The organism is Sporosarcina sp., assembly GCF_029257255.1.
In the GTDB taxonomy this organism is placed as follows: Bacteria; Bacillota; Bacilli; order Bacillales_A; family Planococcaceae; genus Sporosarcina.
In genome coordinates, this window is sequence record NZ_JARICI010000020.1 from 15,275 (window position 1) to 37,855 (window position 22,581).

A 22,581-nucleotide genomic window follows, 5' to 3' on the forward strand; every position below is an offset into this window, starting at 1 on the left:
TTTATTTGCCCCCTTTCTGATCGTAGAACCAGTCACGGAAACGAGTGTTGCCGACTGCCGGAAACTCCCGAAGATCTGTCCATTCTTTCAACGGACCAGGACCTTTCGAAATTCGTTCATTCTTCGTAAATGGCTTCATCGCGGTTGACGCCGCCTTAGAACCCATGGAATACAATGGATTGGAAGAAGCACCGATGCCGAATGCTTTCATTGCAAGCCGCTCTGAAATAGGAGCCCGCCCTTCTTCTTCGACGATGATTTGTCTGTGTGTATGCAGCAGTTCATGCAACGGTATTTTCACTGGACAGGCATCTGTGCACGCGCCGCAAAGTGTTGAGGCAAATGGCAATTCTTTGAAATCATCATACCCTCCGAGTAACGGTGACAGCACAGCGCCGATTGGTCCGGAATAAATCGAGCCATAGGAGTGTCCGCCGATATGCCGGTATACTGGGCAAACGTTGACACATGCTGCGCAGCGAATACATTGCAAAATGGATTGGAATTCTGTTCCTAAAATCTCAGAACGTCCATTATCTACGATGACTAAATGAAATTCTTCGGGACCGTCGGCATCGCCTTCCCCTTTAGGTCCAGTCAATGCTGTAACATAACTCGTCAGCTTTTGACCGACTGCACTGCGCGTCAATAAACTGACTAGCACTTCAAATTCTTCAAATGAAGGCACAATGCGCTCCATTCCCATTACGGTAATTTGTGTTTTCGGCAATGCGGACACTAAACGGGCATTCCCTTCATTTGTCACAAGACTGATTGATCCTGTTTCCGCAATAGCAAAATTACAGCCTGTGATTCCGATATCTGCCGCTAGAAACTCTTGTCGAAGTTTTTCTCGCGCATGAAGGGCCAGCTCTTCCGGCTTAGACGTATTTTTATAGTCCAGTTTATCTTCAAAGACCTCACGAATTTGCTCTCTGTTTTTATGGAGAGCAGGTGCAACGATATGTGACGGCGGATCATGGTCATCTATCTGAAGTATGTACTCCCCCAGATCCGTCTCGATTACTTCACACCCTGCTTCCTCAAGAACCGCATTCAAATTAATCTCTTCCGTCACCATGGATTTGGATTTAACTACTTTCTTGCCGTCTTTTTTCTCTATAACTTCACGAACATAGTTACTAGCTTCTTCCGCCGTTTTAGCGAAAAATACATGGCCTCCCCGCTGCGCCACATTTTCACTCAGCTGGTGCAAATAATAATCGAGATTCTCTAATACATGCTGCCGGATTTCTTCTCCGTGAGAACGCCATTCCTCCCAGTTCCCAAGCTCTTCTGCTGCATCTAAACGGCGACCGTGCAATCGTTCCTGCGCACCCGCTACCGCCTGCCGCATGAACTCATCTGATATATTGTCTTTCGTTCGATCTGCAAAGTTTTTCGTGCTGAACTTCATTGACATAAAGCTTCACCTCATTTCACAATTATTCGCGACTATTCAACACTTCCGCTATGTGCATGACTCGAATCTTCTTCCCTGTCCGCTCTGCACGCCCTCCGATATTCATCAAGCAGCCGCAGTCTGCCCCGATTAAATAATCCGCTTCTGTCACCATCGCGCTGTTTACTTTTTCATCGACCATCTGCTCCGAAATATCTCCCATCTTAACTGAGAAGGTGCCGCCAAATCCGCAACAGTTATGCGCGTTCGGCAAAGGTATCATTTCCAGTCCTTCCACTTGAGCAAGCAGCTTTTTCGGCGGTTCTTTAACGCCAAGCAGTCTCGTCATGTGACAGGATGGATGGTACGTACCCTTTCCCGTTAACTTCGCACCGACATCTTCCACTTTCAGTACATCCACCAGAAACTCAGTAAATTCATAGGTTTTATCTGCAAGTGCTTGCGCTTTGTCTTTCCATCTTGCATCGTTCGCAAAAATTTCAGGATACATTTTAAACATCGTGGCACAAGAGCCCGAAGGTGTCACTACATACTCTGCGCCTTCAAATGTCTTAATCATATTTTTCATAGCAGATTTCGAATTCTCTACATATCCGCTGTTATAAGCAGGCTGCCCGCAGCATACCTGCCCTTTTGGAAATGATAATTCACAGCCTTGACGTTCCAATACCTCTGCCATGTCTTTTCCTGCATGTGCATAGAACATGTCTACCAGGCATGTAATAAATAAACTGACCTTCATTTTCATTCCCCCTCCGGTATTTTCCCAGTCAACAGGTCATCAGATGACCTACATATTTCCTAGCATACTATAAATCTTTTTGATTGAATAGATGTTTACTGTTTTTTCTGATAAAAAAATCACCCGGTTACATAACGGGTGAATAGGGTCATGGCTGCAAGGTACGCATATAAGTAGATAAAACCTGTTCTACATTTTGTAAATGTGACTGCATGTTTATAGCTGCTGTATCAGGCAGTTTGTTTTTAATTGCTAAAAATATCGCTTCATGCTCTTCATGTAAACGGTCAACCGTTGCAGTCTCCGTATAGAGACAAATCCGCCGGGTCTCACGCATCGATTCACCCATCAGGTCTGAAACATGATTCATCAGGCTTACCAATATAGGATTGCCACTGGCTCGCGCTATAGCGAAATGAAAATCTAAATCCGCTTTTTCTCCTAGGATGATGTCACCTGCATGCTGCTTCATCTCATTCAGAGCGGATTCCATCTTCAGCAAATCCTCATCTGTTCGTTTTTCAGCAGCTGCATATGCAGCACCAGCTTCAAGTATTTTCCGCACACCGAGCAGATGAAATACATCTTCTTCAGTCATGAGCATTGCGCTGTGAAGAGGAAATGTCAGATCATCTGTTGAAAATTCAAGGACATAGGTTCCTTCACCTTGACGCATTTCAATCAGCCCCATTGCCCGCAGCGAAGTGAGTGCTTCTCGCACTGCCGATCTTCCCACATTAAAGTTTTCAGCCAACTGCTGAACCGAATCTAATTTATCCCCCGGCTTCAATTGACCCGAACGGATGAGACTTAATAACGTTTCTGCTACTTCTTCATATATTTTTTTAGGCTTGATTTGCTTGTATTGCACAGTGGTTCACTCCTGTCTCTCGCTTTATTATAATATATACCGCCTATTGATAGGTCGAAACGTGCAAATATATTATTTTCTAAAAAGTTCAAATAGTTGTTGTCTTTTATTATAACAGTCTATATAATCAGGAAAAGAGTTCATAGTCATTAGGTCATCAGATGACCACATGACCTCATAAAATAAGAAAGCACTTTCCAACAAATACAAAAAAAGGAGGTTGTTCATTTTGAGTTTACTCGTTCTTTCGCTTATTGCCCTGCTCCCCATTGTCACGATTTTAGTATTTTTGGTCTTTTTGAATTGGCCGGCAAGTCGTGCTATGCCAATCGCTCTCGTCGTCACTGCCCTCGTTGCCATCTTCGTCTGGGGGACAAAAGGAAGTGTCGTGGCTGGTGCCGCTTTTAATGGGTTGATCACTGCACTCGAAGTAATCTTCATCGTTTTCGGCGCAGTTTTACTGTTAAACACCATTAAAGAAAGCGGTGCCATCCACACAATCCGAAACGGTTTTACATCTATTTCTCCAGATAGACGAATTCAAGCTATTATTATCGCATTTTTATTCGGTTCATTTATTGAAGGTGCCTCAGGATTTGGCACACCAGCCGCTGTCGCTGCACCACTTTTGGTTGCTGTCGGTTTTCCGGCTCTGGCAGCCGTTATGGTATCACTTGTCATCCAGAGTGTTGCTGTTTCATTCGGAGCGATTGGCACTCCAATTCAAATCGGCGTCAATACCGGCCTTCTAGATCAGCCTGCCGTTATGGCCGCTCTTGAAAAAACTGGCATGAGCTTTCCAGAGTATCTACTTCAGATTACTGCCAATACCGTGCTGATTCACGGTGTTGTCGGTTCATTGATCCCATTATTTTTAGCCGCATTGCTGACTCGCTTTTTCAGTCCTGAAAAGTCATTCCGTGAAGGTCTGAAAGTGTGGAAATTCGCTTTATTTGCCGGTCTTGCATTTACCATCCCTTATTTCCTGATCGGCATTACATTAGGACCTGAATTTCCTTCTCTGCTCGGTGCACTCATTTCATTAATTATCGTTGTGCCTGCTGCACGTAAAGGATTGTTCATGCCAAAAGCGGAAGATACATTCGATTTCCCGCCTCGTGCACAATGGGAAGAAGACTGGTTTGGCAGGCTAAATCATGAAGCTGCAAAACCGATGGAAGAAAGCCGCAAGATTTCGATGTTAAGTGCATGGATGCCCTATGTGGTTCTTGCGGGTTTGCTCGTGCTGTCAAGAACGATTGAGCCTCTGACAAATTTATTGAAACATTCCGCAGTGACACTTAAATTTGAAAACACATTCGGTTCAGGAATTACTACAGCATCCACACCTTTATTCCTACCGGGCTTTTTCTTTATCATCGCTTCACTATTCGGTTACTTCCTTTATCGAATGAAACCGAATGAGTATGTCCTGGCATGGAAAAACTCATTTATTACCGCACTGACTGCCGGTGTCGCCTTAATCTTTGCAGTCCCAATGATCAAAATTTTCTTAAACACTTCTCTTGCAGCAGGAAAAGTAGCAGCTGACAGTGCTTCACTCGCCGGTGAAAATATGCCGCTCATTCTAGCAGAAAGTGTATCCGTTCTAACCGGCAGTTTCTGGCCTCTCGTTGCCCCGGTCATCGGGGCGCTCGGCGCATTCATTGCTGGCAGTAATACATTCAGCAACATGATGTTCTCTCTGTTTCAATTCGGTGCAGCCGGCAATATTGGGCTGGATACTGCACAAGCTGGAATTGTTGTCGCCATGCAGGCGGTAGGGGGTGCTGCCGGCAATATGATCTGTGTGCATAATGTCGTTGCTGCTTCTGCAACAGTCGGTTTAATCGGTAAAGAAGGACTGTTGATTCGTCGCGTGCTGTTTCCGCTCAGCTATTACTTACTGACCGCCGGCTTCTTTGGAATGGCACTGATCCACGGTTTCTTAAACATCTGGCTGATTATTGCACTTGGAATAGTAGCTGCCTATATCTTCAAAATGGCTACAGATAAACAAATGCTGTCGGGCAGTACTTTACGCCAGCCATCTTAATACGCAAACTAAAAAAGAGCCGAAGGGCTCTTTTTTAGTTTGCGGCTGTTTCTTCAATAATGAATACTCTCTACCTTAAGACATTTATGGCACTCTCTGTGCGATAAAGTTTCTCGATACTCATGACTGCATTCCGTTTGTAGCCGATGCAGTTGCTCTTCCAAATGACGCAGACCGTGACGCTGTACCGCAATATGACGGACTAACTGTTTTACTGCAGACATCTCTTCCACTCCTCATCAAAGATAAATTTCCGCACCGGCTTTTTTGAATTCATCTGCTTTCTCCTGCATACCTTGTTCGATAGCCAGTTTCTCTTCCAAACTATTTTCATCAGCGTATTTGCGAATGTCATGGGATATGCGCATACTACAGAACTTCGGTCCACACATCGAACAAAAGTGAGCGACCTTCGCTCCTTCAGCAGGCAATGTTTCATCATGATATTCCATTGCTCGTTCCGGATCTAGACTCAAATTAAACTGATCTCGCCAGCGGAATTCAAAGCGTGCTTTTGACAGTGCATTATCGCGCTTTTGCGCATTTGGATGGCCCTTTGCTAAATCCGCCGCGTGTGCTGCAATTTTATACGTAATAACACCTTCGCGAACATCCTCTTTATTCGGTAGGCCAAGGTGTTCTTTCGGTGTCACATAGCACAACATCGCCGTACCGAACCAACCAATCATCGCCGCACCGATGGCAGACGTGATATGGTCATAAGCCGGCGCAATATCTGTCGTCAGCGGACCTAACGTATAGAAAGGGGCTTCCTGACAGATTTCCATTTGCTTATCGACATTTTCCTTAATCAAATGCATCGGCACATGTCCGGGTCCTTCGACCATCACCTGCACATCATGTTGCCAGGCAATCTTCGTCAGTTCACCCAGCGTTTCAAGCTCAGCGAATTGCGCTTCATCATTAGCGTCTGCAATCGATCCTGGCCGTAATCCATCTCCAAGCGAAAAGGCGACGTCATACTGTTTCATGATTTCACAGATCTCTTCAAAATGTGTATATAGGAAGCTTTCTTTGTGATGCAACATGCACCATTGTGCCATGATCGAGCCGCCGCGCGAGACGATTCCAGTCACGCGATTTACTGTCATCGGGATATAACGCAGAAGCACACCGGCATGAATCGTGAAATAACTGACACCTTGCTCGGCCTGCTCAATCAGCGTATCTCGGAATACTTCCCAAGACAGATCTTCTACTTTTCCATTCACTTTTTCGAGTGCCTGATATAAAGGAACCGTCCCAACTGGCACAGGTGAATTGCGGATAATCCATTCACGAGTCGTATGGATATTCTTTCCCGTAGACAAATCCATAATATTATCTGCGCCCCAGCGAGTCGCCCACGTCATCTTTTCCACTTCTTCCGCAATTGAAGAAGATACCGCTGAATTACCGATATTCGCATTAATTTTCACATGGAATCGGCTGCCTATAATCATGGGCTCTGCTTCGGGATGATTAATATTGGACGGAATGATCGCTCGGCCTCTCGCTACTTCGTCACGCACAAGCTCGGGCTGCACACCTTCACGAATCGCAATGAACTCCATCTCGGGTGTGATCATTCCTTTTCGCGCGTAGTGCATCTGCGTAACATTTTTCCCTTTTTTCGCTCTCAAAGGCTTGCGTTTCAACAATGGGAACTGTGCATCATTGTTCATTTGTTCCAATGAACGAAATCCGTTATCTTGCGGCTGTACTTGCCTTCCTTCATATTCTTCTGTATCTCCGCGTTCCCATATCCAATTTTTCTTAATAGCTGGAAGGCCCTTTTGAATATCAACTTCATAGCCCGCTTCTGTGTATTTCCCGCTAGTATCATAGACACGAAACGGTTCATTTGGAAACTCGCCATTGTCCGTGACGGTCGGAGATAACTTGATTTCACGCATCGGGACACGTAAATCCTCCCGGCTCCCCTGTACATAAACCTTGCTGCTTGCCGGAAAACAGCTGTGAATGTGAATCTCTTCTGTCGTTTGTTTCATTTTGTCATCGTCTCCTTTTTGAGGGCAGACCATGACTCCATCCGAGTTATGGGAATCAGCATACAGAAAAGACCAGATCCGTAAAAGGACCTGGTCTTCAAAAAAGCGCAAATAAGCACGCTGATTAAATCAATCGTGCCTTGGCGTGATTGCGTCTGGAATTTGAATCGCATTTACGCGATGAACACCTTACAAAATCCATGACATCCGCCGGAGGCTTTTATCTGATTTCAGCATGCTTTAGCACTTCTGCTGAGTTCAGATAAATTGAAAACTTCCCCACGCTGGTACGAGCCAGATCAGGTCCAAAGAGTTCGGAATGCATGTATTCATTCCATCTCAGTCCGGTCACGCCGGACACCCCTAGTTATGATTATTGAATTGTCGAACAACTACAGTGTAGCACAGTCATTTTTGTTGTCAACAGGAGATAAAGAGTTCGCCTTTTCCAACTCCAGCAAACGTTCCTTCACCTGCTGACCATCCCGGAAACCAGACAAACTTCCATCTTTTGCGACAACCCGATGGCATGGAATTATCAGCAGAAGCGGGTTTCTAGCGATCGCAGAGGCGACAGCGCGAACAGCAGCAGGGCGTCCGATTGCCTTGGCTATATCCGAATAGGTAACAGTTTCTCCATAGGGGATCGCTCGCAATGCCTGCCATACAGACAGCTGGAACGAGGTGCCGATACAGTCAGTTGACGAAACAAATTTCTGTATTTTACCGGATAAGTAACTTTTTATTTCAAGGACATTTGTGGTGAACCTGTCTGCATCTTCAAGAATTTCAACCTCACTCGACTGTTTAGAAATCCATTCTTTCATCCGTTCTTCACTGTCATTTGCAAGGCCGATATAGCAAATTCCTCTTTCATTTGCCGCCAGTGTCACATGCCAATCCTCCGCATCAAAACTTGTCCAATACATCATTTTGTTTTTCATCCTCCGTTCAGCCAAACAGTTTTAGTCCTACGGCACCCATGATAATCAATGAAAGAAAGAATAGCCTTTTCACGCTGGCCGATTCTTTAAAAACGACAATCCCTGCAAGCACCGCCCCCGCTGCACCAAGCCCAGTCCACACTGCATAGGCTGTACTCATCTGGATTCCACGCATGGCAAGGGACAGGAATATAAAGCCAAAGCCAAATACACCTACAATCAGCAGCAGCCGTTTCATTGTACGTTTCTGTAAATAATAATTGATGCTCATGACACCGAAAATCTCACCTAGACTGGCAATTGCTAAATAGACCCAAGCCACCGTCAGCTGCCCCCTTCTGCTTCATCGGTCGTCAATTTAATTCCAACGACACCGATCACGATAAGTCCGATAAATGACAGTGTAATCCAAGTAAAGCCTGCATCAAAGACAAGGATATCAACTAATAAAATGGCGGCTGCACCTGAGCCTGTAAAAACAGCGTATACCGTCCCGGAAGGCAATTTCTCACATGCCTTAATAATGAAATAAAAACTGAATACAATCGCCGCGCCTGTTCCAGTCCATTGAAGGACGGTTTCCGAATAGCGCAAGCCGACAACCCAAAAGATTTCTACGACTGCAGCCAGCGCGACATAACCCCATGCCAAAGTGAACGTCCCCTTTCATCCGCTGTATACTATCTAGTAGTATAGCAAAATTATGAAGGTTGCGAAAAACCACTTGTACGCTTCCAAGTCTGCTTGCATCTGCTATGACCGCATGATAGAATGAATCTTTCAATAGTTTTTCTTATATTATGAATATTCTTATCGAGAGAGACGGAGGGATAGGCCCAATGAAGTCTCAGCAACCAGCCTTATGGCATGGTGCTAATTCCAAGGGTGAAACCGCCTTGAAGATGAGAATGCGAAAAACAAACTAGTATGTTCGAGGGCCTATTCGAAAAGAAGAGGTTCTTTTTTTATCTTGCTAAAGGGGATGAATATTCATGACAAACAACGGATTAGAAACAAGATTAGTCCAGCTGGGGAATAACAGTGACGAAAAAACCGGAGCGATTAATACGCCTATTTATTTATCAACTGCTTTTCGCCATGAAGGACTCGGTATGTCCACGGGATATGATTACTCACGCACTAAGAATCCCACACGTTCTATTTTGGAAGACGGTATCGCCAATTTAGAATCAGGCGACCAGGGGTTTGCCTGCAGTTCGGGAATGGCCGCAATCCAGCTTATCCTCTCTTTATTCAAGTCAGGGGATGAAATCCTGGCACCAGAAGACTTATACGGGGGCACGTACCGTTTATTCGAGCAGTATGAAAATATGTATCAAGTCAGTCCGCGCTATTTAACATTCGCTGATGCTTCTGCTGTGGAAGCTGCTATTAATGAAAAAACGAAAGCGATCTTTTTGGAGACGCCAACTAATCCGCTTATGATGAATATTGATATTAAAACCTACGCAGATATCGCAAAAAAGCACGACTTGCTTCTGATTGTCGACAATACATTCCTGACGCCGTATTTGCAAAGACCGATTGAGCACGGTGCAGATATCGTCATTCACAGCGCAACGAAATATATCGGCGGCCATAATGATGTACTTGCAGGTCTGGTTGTGGCAAAAGGGGAAGCACTTTGTGAAAAACTGTTTGAGAATCACAATTCAATTGGTGCAACGCTTTCTCCATTTGACTCATGGCTTGTTGTGCGCGGATTGAAAACGCTGCATTTACGGATGAAGCAACATGACGCAAATGCCAAAGAAATGGTTAATTATCTGGAAAAAGAGCCTCTAGTTGTGGATGTACTTTATGCGGGTATGGGTGGCATGCTGTCTTTCCGTGTGCAAAACAGCGACTGGGTCAGTCCGTTCTTAGAGAGTATGAAACTCGTATCATTCGCGGAGAGTCTTGGCGGAGTGGAAAGTTTCATTACGTATCCTACGACGCAGACCCATATGGCAATTCCTTTGGAAGAGCGAAATCGCCGCGGGGTAGATGACCGTCTCCTACGTTTCTCGGTAGGTGTGGAAGATATCGATGACTTGATTGCTGATATTAAACAGGCACTGTATACAGCAAAAGAAATTGTTGAAGGCATGAAAGTAAAATAACCCCAACCTCTTGTGTGACATGCACAAGAGGTTTTTTTATACACAAGAGGCACCCAATGTAAGTGGATGCCTCGGTCTCAATTATTGAACTTGATGATACTTTTTCTTTTCTGCTGAATAAACAACTGCGGCCGGGATTGCGATAAAAGCCAGCGCGGTAACACCTGCAAGCATGCCTACCCATTCTTTACTTCCAAAAGAAAATCCTGCAGCAGTACCGATTCCAATTCCTGCGAAAACTGCCAATGCGACCAGCTTATACATCAAAATCCCGACCTTTCTGTGTGTAAAGTTTCCGTTCAACCCGTTGCTTTTAGCATACGCCAAATGAGAACTATTTTCAAGTGTGAATGAGAATCTTTTTCATTCGCCACTATAATTCTATTCATTTTATGGGACCCCGACTGCAATAATACCCGATCACGAAAAAAGACCGCCCACCCGGACGGTCTTCTTTCTCTAGCTTATTTTTCCAGCAGCTTCAGTGATTCACGGTTGAATGCTGGAATATCGTCAGGCTGGCGGCTCGTCACAAGCTGGTTTTGACAGACAACAACTTCTTTATCTGCAAATTTTGCACCTGCATATTCCATGTCCACGCGAATCGACTTATAGCCTGTTGCATCGCGGCCTTCAAGAGTCTTTGCTGTAATTAACAGCTGCGGGCCGTGACAGATCGCAAATACAGGTTTATCCGCATCCATGAATTCTTTAACGAATTTTACAAAACGATCGTCCGCACGCAGAATATCCGGCGAGAATCCTCCCGGGATAAATAATGCGTCATAGTCAGCTGATTTTGCATTGTCAATCGCTTTATCAATTTTTACTTTTGTATTTTCTTTCATACCTATCACTTCAGAGCCTGCTTCCGCCCCAATGACTTCTACATCGTGACCTGCATCTCTGTAAGCTTTTGCCGGTTTCATATATTCTGAGTCCTCGAACATATCTCCTAATACAGTTGCAATTTTAGCCATCTTGCTATCCACTCCTTGTTTAGATGTTCTAGGTCTACTATTCCACCTTTTAAAACATCTAAACATTCATCAGCTAAGTTGGAGTGCTCCCTCACTGTCCAGGCGAGCGGTAATATTCGTTCCGTCCCTTGTAAAGACGTGTTTACGCGTACCCACGTGAACTTCAGTCCCCACGTACGCCATGCCAATTTTTATTCGTCCCTGCGCACTCGTGCGGATTACTGTCTTCACCGGACTTTCTGATCCAGCTTCCTGCAGCACAACTTCAGTCGGTGCAGAAATTTCTCCGCCTCTACACACTCCTATAATTTTGATGGCATGTGAAGCGGTCAGATCACTGTGATAGACACCTTTTGAATGGACCTCTATATCCCCGTTGCTGTAGAGCGTACTGTTGATAGCATACGGTACACTCAGTTTAATTTGTGGTGAGCTTTCCGTGTCATATAACTGTACTAAGATCTGTGCATGTTCAACCAGTTGTTCAAAGTCAGTCATATTCTGCAGATCTTCATTCAGTGGATTGATGAAAATATCGTACAGCCGATCCGCCAATTCTGTCCATTCTTCATCAATTAACTCACCCTGCGCCCGTACTTTTTGGATAAAATGCTTGTTCAGTTCTTCAAATTGCGCATATCGTTTCTCCATCAGCAAATAAATCAATCGTTTTAATTCAGACGGGCTCAGATCAGCTTCTCCCTGCCCGCGAATGACAAAGATCTGATCTATCGCTTCTTTGATCTGTACAAGCAAATGTGTGACGTCCTTTATGATGACCGCCAATTCACTGACGGCTGCTTCCTGCTTTCCAGCGCTAATAGTAGAAGAGAGGACATTTCCGCGCACGGTTATGGATTTCATTGCATGAATCACAGCTTTGGTCACTGAGCCTCCGACGTACACACCACCTGTCGCCCCGACGAACATGGACGGTAAAACATTACCACCTATCCGGACATCTCCTTCAAAGCGGATGTTCCCACTTTCTAAATCGACTTCGCCCGGATGATGAAATTCATTATTCACATCGATTTTCACTAATTTTTCGCGCCAATCAAGTGCAGGTTTTCCGGAAATCAATGTCACAATATCCTGATCCACCTGTTTGACGTTTTTGCCAAGGCGCAGGACGATATCCCGAACAGGTTTTACGGGAATTTCCTTGCCCAATAAACTTCTGCCCGGTGTCCCCGGCACAGGCAACACATGCGTTGCAATCACTTGACCTTCCTTCACATTCGCGATGGCGTTCATTTCACGGAAATCAACTTTCTCTTCACTGTCCGGATCAAATTCTTCATAGCGGATATGTACTTCAAGATCACCATCTGTACCTTCTGTAGGCAACGTGCCTTTTGCCACAATTAATTCATAAGGTTTATCTACATCCGTTACCTTCTTGATCGCTGGAAACAGCAGCCCTTGCTGGACGCCCTTCGCCTTCAGTTCGTCCACAATATCCTGTGCTTTCAGGTCATTAGTAAATTCAGTGGTTTCCTCTACCTGTATTGCAATACTCGGGGACCAGGGAGTGTCCGTCAACATACGCTGAATACGCTTTCCCGGTGTAAATGACAATAATGCGATCATATCTTTTTCCATTAGCTGTATGGTAAATTTCGGGGATATGACCTCATCACAGATCGTCAAAGTCACTTCGTCTTCAGGCTGAATCAATACAGGTTCTGTCTGCAATTTGCCATTAATATGGAGCAGTGCATTTTCATTTGGAATAACGGACGGCAGCCGGTCCCCACCGAAACTGAATTGAATTTCACCTTCATAAATTCTAACGCCGCTCGTTTCTGTCTGTGGTTCAGTTTGAACTGTGGAATCAACGGATGGACTCTTTACAGTACGAGCTGTTCCGGCTTCTGCTTCATCCAATAAATTCGCCAATTCTTCAATCTTAGAAAGCACCGGTTTCACTTCGGGCTTTTCTTCTTGTTGTGCTTTACTTGTCACAGTTACTTCTGCAGATACTTTGCGCAATCCCATTAAACGTCTTCCTGGGTTTGTAAGTACTTCTACATCCACCTGTTCCTTAGTCAATTTGAGCATAGCCAACGCTTGCTGAACCGCTTCTTCTACTGTGTTCGCTTGGACCGTCACTGCTTTTTTCAACACGCCCACCCCTGTCTATATTCCTGATACTTTTATAGTACCATACTGCAAGGATGGCTTTAAAAAAATATTCCAATAATGACAAGTGCAGCAATTAGTAAACCACCGACAGTCTGAATCATTTCGGTCGATACCACAGGTTTCTTCTGAAATACATCAATTAATTCTAGGTCTTCACGCAGCTGCTTCACTTCTTTACGCAAGTCTTCCACTTCAGTATTCAATGTACTAAGTTCCTGTGACTGCTTAATTACCAGCTCATGTTTTTCTAAAGACGTTTCATTAGTTTCCATAACAACTCCGCCCTTCACCTTTTCTTTTCTATACGTTTATGCGAGTCGATAAGTTTCATGCTTATGTAATAACTTCCATTGCATTTTTTGAGTCCAGGGTGTATTATAAATTTACAAGCTGTATTGTTCGTATGTACATTAAGTTTTAACCTTTAAGCTGTAACAGGGAGTTTATTACGAAACGGAAATGGCATGCCGGGTTCCTTTCTTAGCAATCCGGACATACAGGAACGTTTTCCGCAAACACCCACTTTGAGGAGTGGTGGTTTAAAACTTTCTATGACTAAACTACGGCAAAGACGGCTTCTATAAAGACAGAAAACACCTTCCATTTTGGAAGGTGTTTTTGTATGGAAACTAATTAACTCAAGCAGCATTACTGCACGCTTCGGCACATTTCCGACATGCTTCTGCACACTTTTTACAATGCTCATGATCGTGTTTTCCGCATTCCTCCGCACACTTTTTACAAATTTCAACACAAAGCTGCAATATCTGTGCAGTAAACGGGCTGTTTCGGGTAATGGCTTGAATTGCATAAGAACAGACTTCGGCACATTCACGGTCTAGTCGGATACAATCCGCCATCATCTTGACATCTTCCTCCTTCAGACACGCATCAAAACAATGATTACAAGCTTTTACACAGTCTTCCAATACACGAAGTACTTCGTCATATTTACTACTCATTCGATCGCCTCCCAGATTATATTTCTTTCTTACTCTTCCCACTCATTTCCATTCTAAACTAAAAGCTTTGCTTTCTTATTCATTGAAAATCTTTTCATGTTTCAGGTACACTAAACAATAATCAACAAACTTTAAGTAGATAGGGTGAAGAATTATGAAACTATTTAAATGGACTGGGCCGTTGGAGGAAGCAGGTAATTTACCAGAAGAATCCCGTGCTCTTTTATTGAATAATGATGAAGAAGTACTCGTACTGCAAGAAGCGGAATCTACTAACTTGGAAGATGCGGTGGCGTATGAAATACTGGATCAAAGTGGTGATTTGCCGTCAGGACGCTTTGCGGTTTTGAATAACATTCCGGTAGCAGAAGACGGACGGGAGATTTTTGAACAGCGTTTTACTAACCGTGCACGCTTAATTGAAGCAGAACCAGGATTTGTTGCCATCCGTGTACTGCGTCCTGTTAATTCCGACACATATGTCATTTTGACGATGTGGGAAGATGAAGAGTCATTTATTACTTGGCAAAGTTCACAGGCTTACGGTAAAGCGCACGCGAAACGGGGCACAGAAGACGGAGTCGATCAACGTCCAAACATTTTCCCTAGACCTTCCTTTGTGACAAAATATAAAAAATAAGCGCATAAAAATTAAATTCCTGTAAAGACTACTCCTGAGGACAATTATGAACTGAGGAGTGAGTTTATTGGGTATTCTAGATGGTAATCCGAAAGATGAACCATTACATTATGGCGAGATCACCGCTGTTTGGGCATTCATGGGAGCCAACAATGGATTAATCAGCGGATACGAAGCGTTCATCAATCACGCAGAAGACGCAGATTTAATTCATTTGCTGGAAGAGGCAATTAAGACCATGCGCTCAGAGAATAAAGCTTTCGGCAAAATATTGAAAGCGAATGGTATTACCCCGCCTCCTGCTCTGCCGGAAAGACCAAAATCTAATCCGGCTGAAATTCCGGCGGGCGCACGATTTATGGATCCTGAAATCGCGGGAGCCATATCGATAAACGTAGGACAAGGCCTGGTTTCATGCAGCATGGCGATGGGGCAATGCCTGAGGGAAGATGTTGCTGCCATGTTTGCGAAATGCCATATGGATAAAGTGGCGTTTGGCGCAAAATTACTGAGCCTCAACAAATCAAAAGGATGGATTTTCCCACCACCACTTCATTTAACATGAGCCGATTGGAACTCCGCTATGCATTTGTGCACAGCGGAGTTTTTATAATCTGCTGACCACGACTGAAACTCCAGATGCAATCACGCCAAATCTTAATTGACATAAGTTGTAGTATTTTTTACCACTCATAAAATGGTCTCTACAGCACAATCTATAGGTGTAGATGACAGATCATCTAACAACTTATAAGGAAGTGCTCCCAAATGAATAAACGTAAAAATGAGCGTCAACGTCAAGAACAACCAAATCAGCATGAACGACAGCAACAGGAACGAGGACAACAGCCAGAGAATATGGAGTTTGGCGAAGAATTCACATTTGATCAGAAGCGTGAACAACCTAAAGAAAATCAAAATAAAGAACGCAGAAATAACCGTAAATAACTTAACAAAAATAAACAAGCTGCCCCATTTTTATTTGGGAACGGCTTGTTTTCATTTTCATTTTATTCGTAATCGCAATTCCCTCTATTCTTCACTCGATAGTCCCCGCCCCCTGCAGTTTAACATCCACGTTTACATGAACATCCAGGTCAGGATACGCTCTATTCCATTTATCAATTTGACCGTCTCGTTCCAGCCTCGTCGCTCTGTAACGGAGGCCAAAGCCAAATGGATCCACTTCATGCTCTTGCATTTTCTTTAAAAATTTAGAAATTATTTTCTCGGTCGTATTGGAAGCCATTTGATTATATTCATCAAGTTTTTTTAGAGACAACGGTTGATTAGATTCTCCTATTGTACCAACCATCTTGACATTCATTTCAATAGACTGTGGTTCGTCATTTTCCGCTATTATTTGATAATCCATCTTTATTCTGCTGATATTCAGCAACAGCTGAAAATCACCTTTTATCTCTTTGTACGAAAAACCGCTGGCACCTTTAACTAATGAGTTGTAATATTTAGTCTCTTGATTATCCAGTTTAATCGGCTCTTTATGCTGATCAATCACAATTGCATTATTTATTCGAAGCTCAGTTTGTTCTTCATTGGTCTCGATCAAAGGCAAAACCGGATTAATACCGTCGCTGAAAAAGTCCCTACGAAATTGAAATAAGTAAGTAGTCGTAATAAAAGGACTTTCCGTTCCTGTACCGCCAAAAAAGTTAAACAAAGAAACTGATGCAGGTGCTTCCGTCTCTGGCTCTACTTTTATAATTTCCTCAGCAGATGGACTAGCCCCCGCCACAAATGCAATTAACTGAACATCCCCCCTACGCATGAAGTAATCCATAAAATCCTTCAAATGATCTGTCATCAATAATTCGTGAACGAGAATCGTTTTCATTTGTCCGAACTCCAACACCTTATCTGCATATGTTTCAAGCATCCGGATACACTCTCCGATTGAATCTCCTTCATTTGACAAGTATGCATAGCTTGGCTTTTCAGCTTCTTTTATGGCCCCAAACGGCAAGGACACTTTTAACGTCACTTTATACCTTTCTTCATTATTCTCGACAGGATCGATTGCAATTGCCACAACGAACAGGGTTTTGTCTATATCCTTAAATGCACAGCCTGTCTGCAGTAGCACACCGGTCATTAAAAAAAACACTAGCACAATTTTTATAATAAAAATGCTATGACTTCTCAAACTTTGCCCTCCTGTTCACAATCAATAATGCTATAAACAGCACGGCTGATACTGCGGGGAGCGCATTAAAGTAATAATTACTATATTGAAATAGATTATACTCTGTTTCCTGAATGGTCACTAATACACCTACTGTCCAGAATACGATAATGATGAGGGTGTTGCTGAAGTACTTACGTGTACCAGGAGCCAGCTGATCTACACTAAAAGTACTTTGAAACAGTTTGAAGGCTACAAACCAGTGAAGCATTATATTCAAAAATGCAATCGCCAGGAAGTTTAATAAAAATAGAAATATCACCCGCTCGACTATCCCATATTGCATTCGAACCGAATCACTTGTTGAAACCCACGGATAGACGAAATCCTTGATTGAATCGAACCCCAATACACCGATCGGAATAAAGTACGTTGTGGCCAAGGTGATGGAGCCAAACATAAATATAATTATGGCTTGCTTCCATTTAAATACAATTTTCTTCTTTATTACTGAATTGAATATAATCAGGTCAAAAATACCTACAAATACGTAAGATGCAGCAGCGAAAGCGGTATAACTTGGCGCATGATTGATATGCATTGCCGCAATCTTCACTTGGTCCCAGTCAATTTGTTCAGTAAAATAAATTTTCCCTAAAAACAAAACAATAATGGGTAGCAGCAGTACAAAGATCACTTCAAGCAAAAACAGTACATTCCGACTCTGCATGAATAACCCAAATGTAATAACTGCAACAAATGCACCGAGAATCATATAGATGGACATTTCGGGTGTTAGAAAGCGTGATAGTATCGCCACATAGGTGATCAGCGACTGCAGTCCGGCAATATACCAGACAATGCCAAATAGCAGAAGAAGAGGAACACCTACCCACTTACTCAAATATGTTTTGAACAGTTCCGGTAAATTTTTTCCCGGAAATTTACTGATCAATCTTATGAACACCCATATTCCAATCACTCCATAAATCAGTGCTAAGATAATCGACAACACTGCTCCTTCCGAACTTTTAGAAAGTAGAATTCTGGGAACGGCAGCCAGAATATTGGCTACCATATTGGACAACAATAAGTAGTAGACAAACCGGCTCATTGATCATCCGCCTTTAATTCCTCATGGCGATCCTTCCAGGCCACCCGCAAAAATGGTTCCCCGAAACTATTTAAATTCACCAAGTACATTACCAGTCCAATCATACCTAAGACGAGGCCCGCGAGACCAAAAGAGGTTGTATAAAGCAATAAAAGAAAACGACAAACTCTAATAGCATAGCTCATTTCATTGATTGGGATAACAAAAGTAGAAATGGCCACCAACGAAATGACAATGACCATAACATTTGAGACCAGTGCTGCCTCCACTGCTGCAGTCCCCAATATTAATCCTCCGACAGTCGTTGCCGTGGAACTGACCTTCTCTGGCAGACGTATACTGGCTTCCGTTAATAATTCGATAAACAGCAACATTAAAAATACCTCGATAAATGATGGGTAAGGTACGCCGATACGGCTGGCTGCCACAGTCAGAGCCAATTCCGTCTTAAATATATCTGGGTTGTATGATGTGATCCCGACATAGACAGAAGGCAGCATAGTACAAATTATTATTCCTGCATAACGCAGAAGACGAATAGCACTCACAATCCAGAAGCTGTGGTAATTATCTTCCATGGAAAGCATGAAGTCAAAAAAAACAACGGGTGCAATAATACCATGCGGACTTCCATCTACCATGATAATTACTTTTCCGCCGGTCACATTGTGAAGTAGCCGATCCGGCCGGCCGCTGAGCAAGGTTTTGGGTAGTAAAGTATATTTACTATTGTTTAAATAATATTGTAAATCTGCACTTCCCTGAACCAATTCTACATCCAGGTTGTTGATACGTAATTTAATCTCTTCCAATAATTCAGGACGGACTTTTTCCCGATCATAAAGTAGAGCAACGGTCCGGTTGGATGCCTCATCCAACTGCATTGTTTCAATCATTAGTGAAGGCTGATGATAGCGCTGCCGTATTAAATTAATATTCGTTTCTATACTTTCACTGAGCCCAAGCTGTGGTCCGTGAATGGTTGGTTCCATCTCTGCAGCTTGCACTGTGTTAGCCAATACCATTTTCAATTCAAGTAAAGTAATTTGTTTATCAATCATGACCAGCACATTGCCCTTCGTGATTTCGGTCAATACTTCTTCATCACCCGTCGGCATCTGGGTTTCATAAGGCAAGGATTGTACATATTCTGCAAAGTCTTGCTCTGCAGAATTTCCATAAAAGGGTTTTACAATAACTTCTTGTAATTGCATCATATCTACCACACTTTTTAAATAAAGCAAATGCACGACGTTATCGTTTCTTTTTAAATTCTTTTTCACAACATCAGCAGAAGGTGCCAGCTGTTTAGCGAGCCGGTTGATATATGCAAGTGCTGCTGTATCTTTTTCTGATTCACCCAAGCCCTTCACTTCCTTCATTCGAATGTTATTCGCTGTAGATTAGACTGTCCTTTTTGAAGGAAACTTAATCATTGAAGGAAGAGTATTACCACTTAATTTCACTGACATTGCTGAAATATATCTAGAGTTAATTTAATGCTGGTGTTTTAGATCGCAGTAAAATGGTCAAGATGAATAGAAGCGTGGATTTTCACAACAGGAAGGAGGAGGAATAATGAATTTAGCAGCCATTGGAGTACCTGGGTTGATTATCATATTGGTTATTATATTGATTTTATTTGGGCCCCGTAAATTACCGGAAGTCGGTGCTGCAATCGGAAAGACATTAGCAGAATTCAAGAGATCGGCTAAGGATATCATGGAGGACGAGGAGGAACCAAAGAAAATCGACACACAAGAGCAGGTGAAATAAATGACAGTCAATAGCCAGGAACACCAGCCGAATGAGCAAGATACAGCACAAATGACGAATAACGCTAATGCAGAGGAACCAACACTTGTTGAACATTTAACAGATCTTCGAAAACAGCTGATCAAAAGCTCTGTCGTCTTTCTAGTTTTCTTCCTGGGGATGTTCAGTACGATCAATCTGTGGTTTCCGTATGTGACAAAAGGACATAAACTCATTGTCTTGAGTCCGCTGGAAATCATCACGTTTTATATGTCGATTTCAGCAGCGATTGCACTGGGCTTAGCTTTACCTTTTGTCTGCCACTTCTTATGGCAATTTGTCAAGCCGGGTCTGAATGAAAAGGAAAGTCGTTTTCTCAGCCTGTACTCGCCTTTCATGTTTATTTTATTTGCAGGAGGATTGGTTTTTGGCTATTTCGTAGTCAATCCGCTAAGTTATAACTTCCTGATTTCACTTGGAGCAATGAATTTCGATGTGATGATCTCAGCACAGGAATATGCACGGTTTTTATTACTGACGACTATGCCGATTGGATTGTTGTTTGAATTGCCGATGGTTGCGCTGTTTTTGGCAGCAATTGGTCTGCTGACAGGAGAAACGATGAAGAAAGTGCGTAAGTGGTCTTATATCGTATTGGCCGTTGTCTCAGGATTGATTACGCCGCCTGATTTCATAAGCCAGCTCATCGTTTTGGTGCCAATGATCCTACTTTATGAAGGAAGCATCCAACTTGTAATCTACACAGAGAAGCGTGCGCGCATGCGAGAATCAGAAAAAAGCCAATCAGCGATTTGATTGGCTTTTTTCTGTTTTTATTCATTCCAGCCATTGCAATATCACTCCTACGCTACTTTTCTATTGCTTATAGATACCCATTTCTCATAAATAACTATCATGCTGATTGTCTAACATGTATCAATAGATAATTTCATAACATAAGGGAATGAGTTCTTGAATAGGAGGTTTACCGATGTATCGTCACCCTTACTTTCATCATCTTTACCATCCTTTTTGGACCCCTGTCCCCGCGCAAGCTGTAAATGATACGAGGCCTTATCCGCCCATTGATACAAAAAGGCTTCAATCCTCAGCTCATGAATACCATCAACTCATGAAACAAGCTGAACTTGTGGTCACCCAGATTGAACAGTCACCGCAATTTGCAAGGGATTTAATGCAAGCTGCTCAACAATCCAATCAAGCTAGAGTGGATCAACTGGTAGCATCCATTGATGACTCCATCACTGTTGAAACTCATTACAACCCAGACGGTATTCAGCTGAAGTATCGTGACAAGAAAGGTATATGCTGTGTGTTAACGATTGGTCTTGCCTGGTGAAATAACGCAGAGATTTACATGTATAGTAATTTCGAATTTCCCATGACTGTTTACTAGCATCGCTAAACATAAATAATTTGAGACATAGCCGTATGGATGCCAATGGCACGGAACTTGTCGTTTGTTATAACATTGCATAATTTGCGCAAAGTGAGTCATTAGTAAAAGCTAGAGCCCTATTTCTGATTGCTCTAGCTTCGTCGTTAATAAGGAGGCTTTTGGTTACGAATTAATTCCCTCATAAGTTGTCGTTTGAAAACGTAACGTTTCTGTTCTGCATTATTTGTTTTATGCAGGTACTTTAAAGCTGATGATTAAATTAATCTTCATGCTCTTTCCCTTCATATACTGAATCCACCAACTCCCAAAATTGCGAAGCTGCTTTTGAAACTCTTTCTTCTTTCGTCTTAATCAAGACAGGCTCCACATGAAAATCAAACTGCTTTAATTTATAGATTCTTACTTGTTCCATAGGTACCGCGTATGCAACTCTCGGTATGATGGACAGCCCCAGCCCCTTACTTACCATTGCGATTACGGTCGTCAGGTCCTTGCTCTCCAGCACGATTTCAGGCGACACATTCTCTGCATCAAAAGCTCTTAGAATGTTTCTATAATACGAGTGACCTTCCATTGCCCCAAGCATAATAAATGGATGGTTCCCGATTTCCTTAAATGTCACTCGATCGGAAGAAAACACATTACCCCAGCTCCGTGGACTGACTATTACATATTCTTGCTTTTCCAAGGCCTTCACAAAATAGTCTTCACTGTGATCTAGCCGGAGCAATAAGGCTACCTCTATTTCTTTTCGATTCAACTTCTTCAGCAGTTCTTCCGAATTACCTTTCTCAATACTGATTTTGACATTCGGAAATCTCTCCCGGTATATGCTGACATAGTCAACGAGCAGGTTTAAACAGGCAGATGACACGCCAATCTTAAGAGTTCCGGCACTGCCTTGTTCAATTTCATCTATCTGATGCTTAATATCGTCCACAGTGGACAGCAGTCTTTCTGCATATTGATAGAGTACTTCACCTGTTTCAGTCAGCTCCCATTTTTGACGGTAGCGATGAATTAACACGGTCCCCAGTTCAGTCTCCAGCTTTTTCAATTGCTGACTAAGAGGCGGCTGCGCTATGTGAAGAACTTCTGCTGCTTTTGAAATACTTTCCTGATTGACAATTTCTCTAAAATAATGAAGCTGTCTAATATCCATTGTTATCTCCCCATCATATCTTTTCCATATGTCATTGTTCGTTATTATATATTATTAATATCACTGTTACCATGATAATATTAGTC

Annotated in this window: 25 protein-coding genes, 1 other RNA gene and 2 riboswitches; of the genes, 9 read left to right on the forward strand and 17 right to left on the reverse strand. The window is 42.9% G+C overall.

Translation table 11 applies throughout. The features are described 5' to 3' along the window. Position 1 precedes the first annotated feature (1 nt). From Q1J64_RS05020 to Q1J64_RS05030, 3 genes are all read right to left on the reverse strand, one after another. Entirely contained in the window at positions 2-1,423 is a 1,422-nt protein-coding gene (locus Q1J64_RS05020; protein ID WP_301107990.1) for a LutB/LldF family L-lactate oxidation iron-sulfur protein, read from the reverse strand. A 22-nt stretch (positions 1,424-1,445) separates the two neighbouring features. Further along, positions 1,446-2,165: a (Fe-S)-binding protein gene (locus Q1J64_RS05025; RefSeq protein ID WP_301107991.1), complete on the reverse strand. Its 720-nt coding sequence runs from the start codon at positions 2,163-2,165 to the stop codon at positions 1,446-1,448. 148 nt (positions 2,166-2,313) lie between these two features. Beyond that, positions 2,314-3,036 (reverse strand): FadR/GntR family transcriptional regulator, encoded by a 723-nt coding sequence (locus tag Q1J64_RS05030; RefSeq protein ID WP_301107992.1) that lies wholly within the window; start codon positions 3,034-3,036, stop codon positions 2,314-2,316. Between the two features lie 229 nt (positions 3,037-3,265). On the opposite strand from Q1J64_RS05030, the gene Q1J64_RS05035 reads away from it, so the two are divergent. Beyond that, positions 3,266-5,092, forward strand: coding sequence for an L-lactate permease (locus tag Q1J64_RS05035; RefSeq protein WP_301107993.1), 1,827 nt, complete (start codon positions 3,266-3,268; stop codon positions 5,090-5,092). 53 nt (positions 5,093-5,145) lie between these two features. Here the strand turns inward: Q1J64_RS05035 and Q1J64_RS05040 are convergent, their stop codons facing one another. From Q1J64_RS05040 to Q1J64_RS05060, 5 genes are all read right to left on the reverse strand, one after another. Beyond that, entirely contained in the window at positions 5,146-5,316 is a 171-nt protein-coding gene (locus tag Q1J64_RS05040) for a hypothetical protein (RefSeq protein ID WP_301107994.1), read from the reverse strand. 15 nt (positions 5,317-5,331) lie between these two features. Further along, on the reverse strand, positions 5,332-7,104 hold the full coding sequence (gene thiC / locus Q1J64_RS05045; protein ID WP_301107995.1) for a phosphomethylpyrimidine synthase ThiC: 1,773 nt from the start codon (positions 7,102-7,104) through the stop codon (positions 5,332-5,334). 259 nt (positions 7,105-7,363) lie between these two features. Continuing rightward, a riboswitch (TPP riboswitch) is annotated at positions 7,364-7,479 on the reverse strand. 17 nt (positions 7,480-7,496) lie between these two features. Next, positions 7,497-8,036 (reverse strand): methylated-DNA--[protein]-cysteine S-methyltransferase, encoded by a 540-nt coding sequence (locus Q1J64_RS05050; protein WP_301107996.1) that lies wholly within the window; start codon positions 8,034-8,036, stop codon positions 7,497-7,499. Positions 8,037-8,055: 19 nt separating this feature from the next. Beyond that, positions 8,056-8,370, reverse strand: a complete 315-nt coding sequence (locus Q1J64_RS05055; RefSeq protein ID WP_301107997.1) for a DMT family transporter — start codon at positions 8,368-8,370, stop codon at positions 8,056-8,058. Positions 8,371-8,372: 2 nt separating this feature from the next. Then, positions 8,373-8,699, reverse strand: a complete 327-nt coding sequence (locus Q1J64_RS05060) for a DMT family transporter (RefSeq protein ID WP_301107998.1) — start codon at positions 8,697-8,699, stop codon at positions 8,373-8,375. Between the two features lie 156 nt (positions 8,700-8,855). Then, positions 8,856-8,957: riboswitch (SAM riboswitch) on the forward strand. Positions 8,958-9,040: 83 nt separating this feature from the next. Between Q1J64_RS05060 and Q1J64_RS05065 the strand changes: the two genes are divergently transcribed. Continuing rightward, positions 9,041-10,171: a methionine biosynthesis PLP-dependent protein gene (locus tag Q1J64_RS05065; protein WP_301107999.1), complete on the forward strand. Its 1,131-nt coding sequence runs from the start codon at positions 9,041-9,043 to the stop codon at positions 10,169-10,171. A gap of 81 nt (positions 10,172-10,252) precedes the next feature. Here Q1J64_RS05065 and Q1J64_RS05070 read toward each other — a convergent pair whose 3' ends face one another. From Q1J64_RS05070 to Q1J64_RS05085, 4 genes are all read right to left on the reverse strand, one after another. Beyond that, the gene (locus Q1J64_RS05070; RefSeq protein WP_301108000.1) at positions 10,253-10,435 is read right to left on the reverse strand and encodes a hypothetical protein; all 183 of its coding nucleotides are present in this window, start codon (positions 10,433-10,435) and stop codon (positions 10,253-10,255) included. Between the two features lie 200 nt (positions 10,436-10,635). After that, positions 10,636-11,151, reverse strand: a complete 516-nt coding sequence (locus tag Q1J64_RS05075; protein ID WP_301108001.1) for a type 1 glutamine amidotransferase domain-containing protein — start codon at positions 11,149-11,151, stop codon at positions 10,636-10,638. 69 nt (positions 11,152-11,220) lie between these two features. Further along, positions 11,221-13,278 (reverse strand): FapA family protein, encoded by a 2,058-nt coding sequence (locus tag Q1J64_RS05080; protein WP_301108002.1) that lies wholly within the window; start codon positions 13,276-13,278, stop codon positions 11,221-11,223. 59 nt (positions 13,279-13,337) lie between these two features. Then, a complete protein-coding gene (locus Q1J64_RS05085; RefSeq protein WP_301108003.1) occupies positions 13,338-13,571 on the reverse strand; it encodes a hypothetical protein in 234 nt (77 codons plus the stop codon). 112 nt (positions 13,572-13,683) lie between these two features. Between Q1J64_RS05085 and ssrS the strand changes: the two genes are divergently transcribed. Next, positions 13,684-13,881: non-coding RNA, 6S RNA (gene ssrS, locus Q1J64_RS05090), on the forward strand. 56 nt (positions 13,882-13,937) lie between these two features. Here the strand turns inward: ssrS and Q1J64_RS05095 are convergent. After that, a complete protein-coding gene (locus Q1J64_RS05095) occupies positions 13,938-14,261 on the reverse strand; it encodes a four-helix bundle copper-binding protein (RefSeq protein ID WP_301108004.1) in 324 nt (107 codons plus the stop codon). 154 nt (positions 14,262-14,415) lie between these two features. Here Q1J64_RS05095 and Q1J64_RS05100 point away from each other — a divergent pair, with 154 nt between their 5' ends. The 3 genes from Q1J64_RS05100 (at position 14,416) to Q1J64_RS05110 (ending at position 15,849) form a co-directional block, all read left to right on the forward strand. Beyond that, positions 14,416-14,901: an antibiotic biosynthesis monooxygenase family protein gene (locus Q1J64_RS05100; protein ID WP_301108005.1), complete on the forward strand. Its 486-nt coding sequence runs from the start codon at positions 14,416-14,418 to the stop codon at positions 14,899-14,901. Positions 14,902-14,968: 67 nt separating this feature from the next. Next, positions 14,969-15,466 carry a DUF3231 family protein gene (locus Q1J64_RS05105; protein ID WP_301108006.1) on the forward strand — a complete coding sequence of 166 codons (498 nt, stop codon included), beginning with the start codon at positions 14,969-14,971 and terminating at the stop codon, positions 15,464-15,466. A gap of 203 nt (positions 15,467-15,669) precedes the next feature. Continuing rightward, complete coding sequence (locus tag Q1J64_RS05110; RefSeq protein WP_301108007.1) at positions 15,670-15,849, forward strand: hypothetical protein; 180 nt, start codon at positions 15,670-15,672, stop codon at positions 15,847-15,849. Positions 15,850-15,940: 91 nt separating this feature from the next. On the opposite strand, the gene Q1J64_RS05115 is transcribed toward Q1J64_RS05110, so the two are convergent. The 3 genes from Q1J64_RS05115 to Q1J64_RS05125 are packed head-to-tail and all read right to left on the reverse strand — an operon-like array spanning position 15,941 to position 19,522. Continuing rightward, positions 15,941-17,065 carry a Ger(x)C family spore germination protein gene (locus Q1J64_RS05115; protein WP_301108008.1) on the reverse strand — a complete coding sequence of 375 codons (1,125 nt, stop codon included), beginning with the start codon at positions 17,063-17,065 and terminating at the stop codon, positions 15,941-15,943. Further along, the gene (locus tag Q1J64_RS05120) at positions 17,052-18,158 is read right to left on the reverse strand and encodes a GerAB/ArcD/ProY family transporter (protein WP_301108009.1); all 1,107 of its coding nucleotides are present in this window, start codon (positions 18,156-18,158) and stop codon (positions 17,052-17,054) included. The genes Q1J64_RS05115 and Q1J64_RS05120 overlap by 14 nt, the downstream gene beginning before the upstream one ends. Continuing rightward, positions 18,155-19,522 carry a spore germination protein gene (locus Q1J64_RS05125; protein ID WP_301108010.1) on the reverse strand — a complete coding sequence of 456 codons (1,368 nt, stop codon included), beginning with the start codon at positions 19,520-19,522 and terminating at the stop codon, positions 18,155-18,157. The genes Q1J64_RS05120 and Q1J64_RS05125 overlap by 4 nt, the downstream gene beginning before the upstream one ends. Before the next feature lie 214 nt (positions 19,523-19,736). Here Q1J64_RS05125 and tatA point away from each other — a divergent pair, with 214 nt between their 5' ends. From tatA to Q1J64_RS05140, 3 genes are all read left to right on the forward strand, one after another. Then, positions 19,737-19,934 (forward strand): twin-arginine translocase TatA/TatE family subunit, encoded by a 198-nt coding sequence (tatA, locus tag Q1J64_RS05130; RefSeq protein WP_301108011.1) that lies wholly within the window; start codon positions 19,737-19,739, stop codon positions 19,932-19,934. A 51-nt stretch (positions 19,935-19,985) separates the two neighbouring features. Further along, complete coding sequence (gene tatC, locus Q1J64_RS05135) at positions 19,986-20,729, forward strand: twin-arginine translocase subunit TatC (RefSeq protein ID WP_301108060.1); 744 nt, start codon at positions 19,986-19,988, stop codon at positions 20,727-20,729. Between the two features lie 175 nt (positions 20,730-20,904). Further along, on the forward strand, positions 20,905-21,273 hold the full coding sequence (locus Q1J64_RS05140; protein WP_301108012.1) for a YuzC family spore coat inner layer protein: 369 nt from the start codon (positions 20,905-20,907) through the stop codon (positions 21,271-21,273). Positions 21,274-21,592: 319 nt separating this feature from the next. On the opposite strand, the gene Q1J64_RS05145 is transcribed toward Q1J64_RS05140, so the two are convergent. Next, positions 21,593-22,495: a LysR family transcriptional regulator gene (locus Q1J64_RS05145; protein ID WP_301108013.1), complete on the reverse strand. Its 903-nt coding sequence runs from the start codon at positions 22,493-22,495 to the stop codon at positions 21,593-21,595. Between the last annotated feature and the right edge of the window lie 86 nt (positions 22,496-22,581).

What these genes read in the sequence shown, in the direction of transcription:
- tatC (WP_301108060.1), top strand. Translation starts at nt 19,986, where the DNA reads ATGACGAATAACGCTAATGCAGAGGAACCAACACTTGTTGAACATTTA.
- Q1J64_RS05100 (WP_301108005.1), top strand. Translation starts at nt 14,416, where the DNA reads ATGAAACTATTTAAATGGACTGGGCCGTTGGAGGAAGCAGGTAATTTA.
- Q1J64_RS05095 (WP_301108004.1), bottom strand. Translation starts at nt 14,261, where the DNA reads ATGAGTAGTAAATATGACGAAGTACTTCGTGTATTGGAAGACTGTGTA.
- Q1J64_RS05085 (WP_301108003.1), bottom strand. Translation starts at nt 13,571, where the DNA reads ATGGAAACTAATGAAACGTCTTTAGAAAAACATGAGCTGGTAATTAAG.
- Q1J64_RS05075 (WP_301108001.1), bottom strand. Translation starts at nt 11,151, where the DNA reads ATGGCTAAAATTGCAACTGTATTAGGAGATATGTTCGAGGACTCAGAA.
- Q1J64_RS05065 (WP_301107999.1), top strand. Translation starts at nt 9,041, where the DNA reads ATGACAAACAACGGATTAGAAACAAGATTAGTCCAGCTGGGGAATAAC.
- Q1J64_RS05050 (WP_301107996.1), bottom strand. Translation starts at nt 8,036, where the DNA reads ATGATGTATTGGACAAGTTTTGATGCGGAGGATTGGCATGTGACACTG.
- tatA (WP_301108011.1), top strand. Translation starts at nt 19,737, where the DNA reads ATGAATTTAGCAGCCATTGGAGTACCTGGGTTGATTATCATATTGGTT.
- Q1J64_RS05140 (WP_301108012.1), top strand. Translation starts at nt 20,905, where the DNA reads ATGTATCGTCACCCTTACTTTCATCATCTTTACCATCCTTTTTGGACC.
- Q1J64_RS05120 (WP_301108009.1), bottom strand. Translation starts at nt 18,158, where the DNA reads ATGAGCCGGTTTGTCTACTACTTATTGTTGTCCAATATGGTAGCCAAT.
- thiC (WP_301107995.1), bottom strand. Translation starts at nt 7,104, where the DNA reads ATGAAACAAACGACAGAAGAGATTCACATTCACAGCTGTTTTCCGGCA.
- Q1J64_RS05020 (WP_301107990.1), bottom strand. Translation starts at nt 1,423, where the DNA reads ATGTCAATGAAGTTCAGCACGAAAAACTTTGCAGATCGAACGAAAGAC.
- Q1J64_RS05070 (WP_301108000.1), bottom strand. Translation starts at nt 10,435, where the DNA reads ATGTATAAGCTGGTCGCATTGGCAGTTTTCGCAGGAATTGGAATCGGT.
- Q1J64_RS05145 (WP_301108013.1), bottom strand. Translation starts at nt 22,495, where the DNA reads ATGGATATTAGACAGCTTCATTATTTTAGAGAAATTGTCAATCAGGAA.
- Q1J64_RS05040 (WP_301107994.1), bottom strand. Translation starts at nt 5,316, where the DNA reads ATGTCTGCAGTAAAACAGTTAGTCCGTCATATTGCGGTACAGCGTCAC.
- Q1J64_RS05110 (WP_301108007.1), top strand. Translation starts at nt 15,670, where the DNA reads ATGAATAAACGTAAAAATGAGCGTCAACGTCAAGAACAACCAAATCAG.
- Q1J64_RS05025 (WP_301107991.1), bottom strand. Translation starts at nt 2,165, where the DNA reads ATGAAGGTCAGTTTATTTATTACATGCCTGGTAGACATGTTCTATGCA.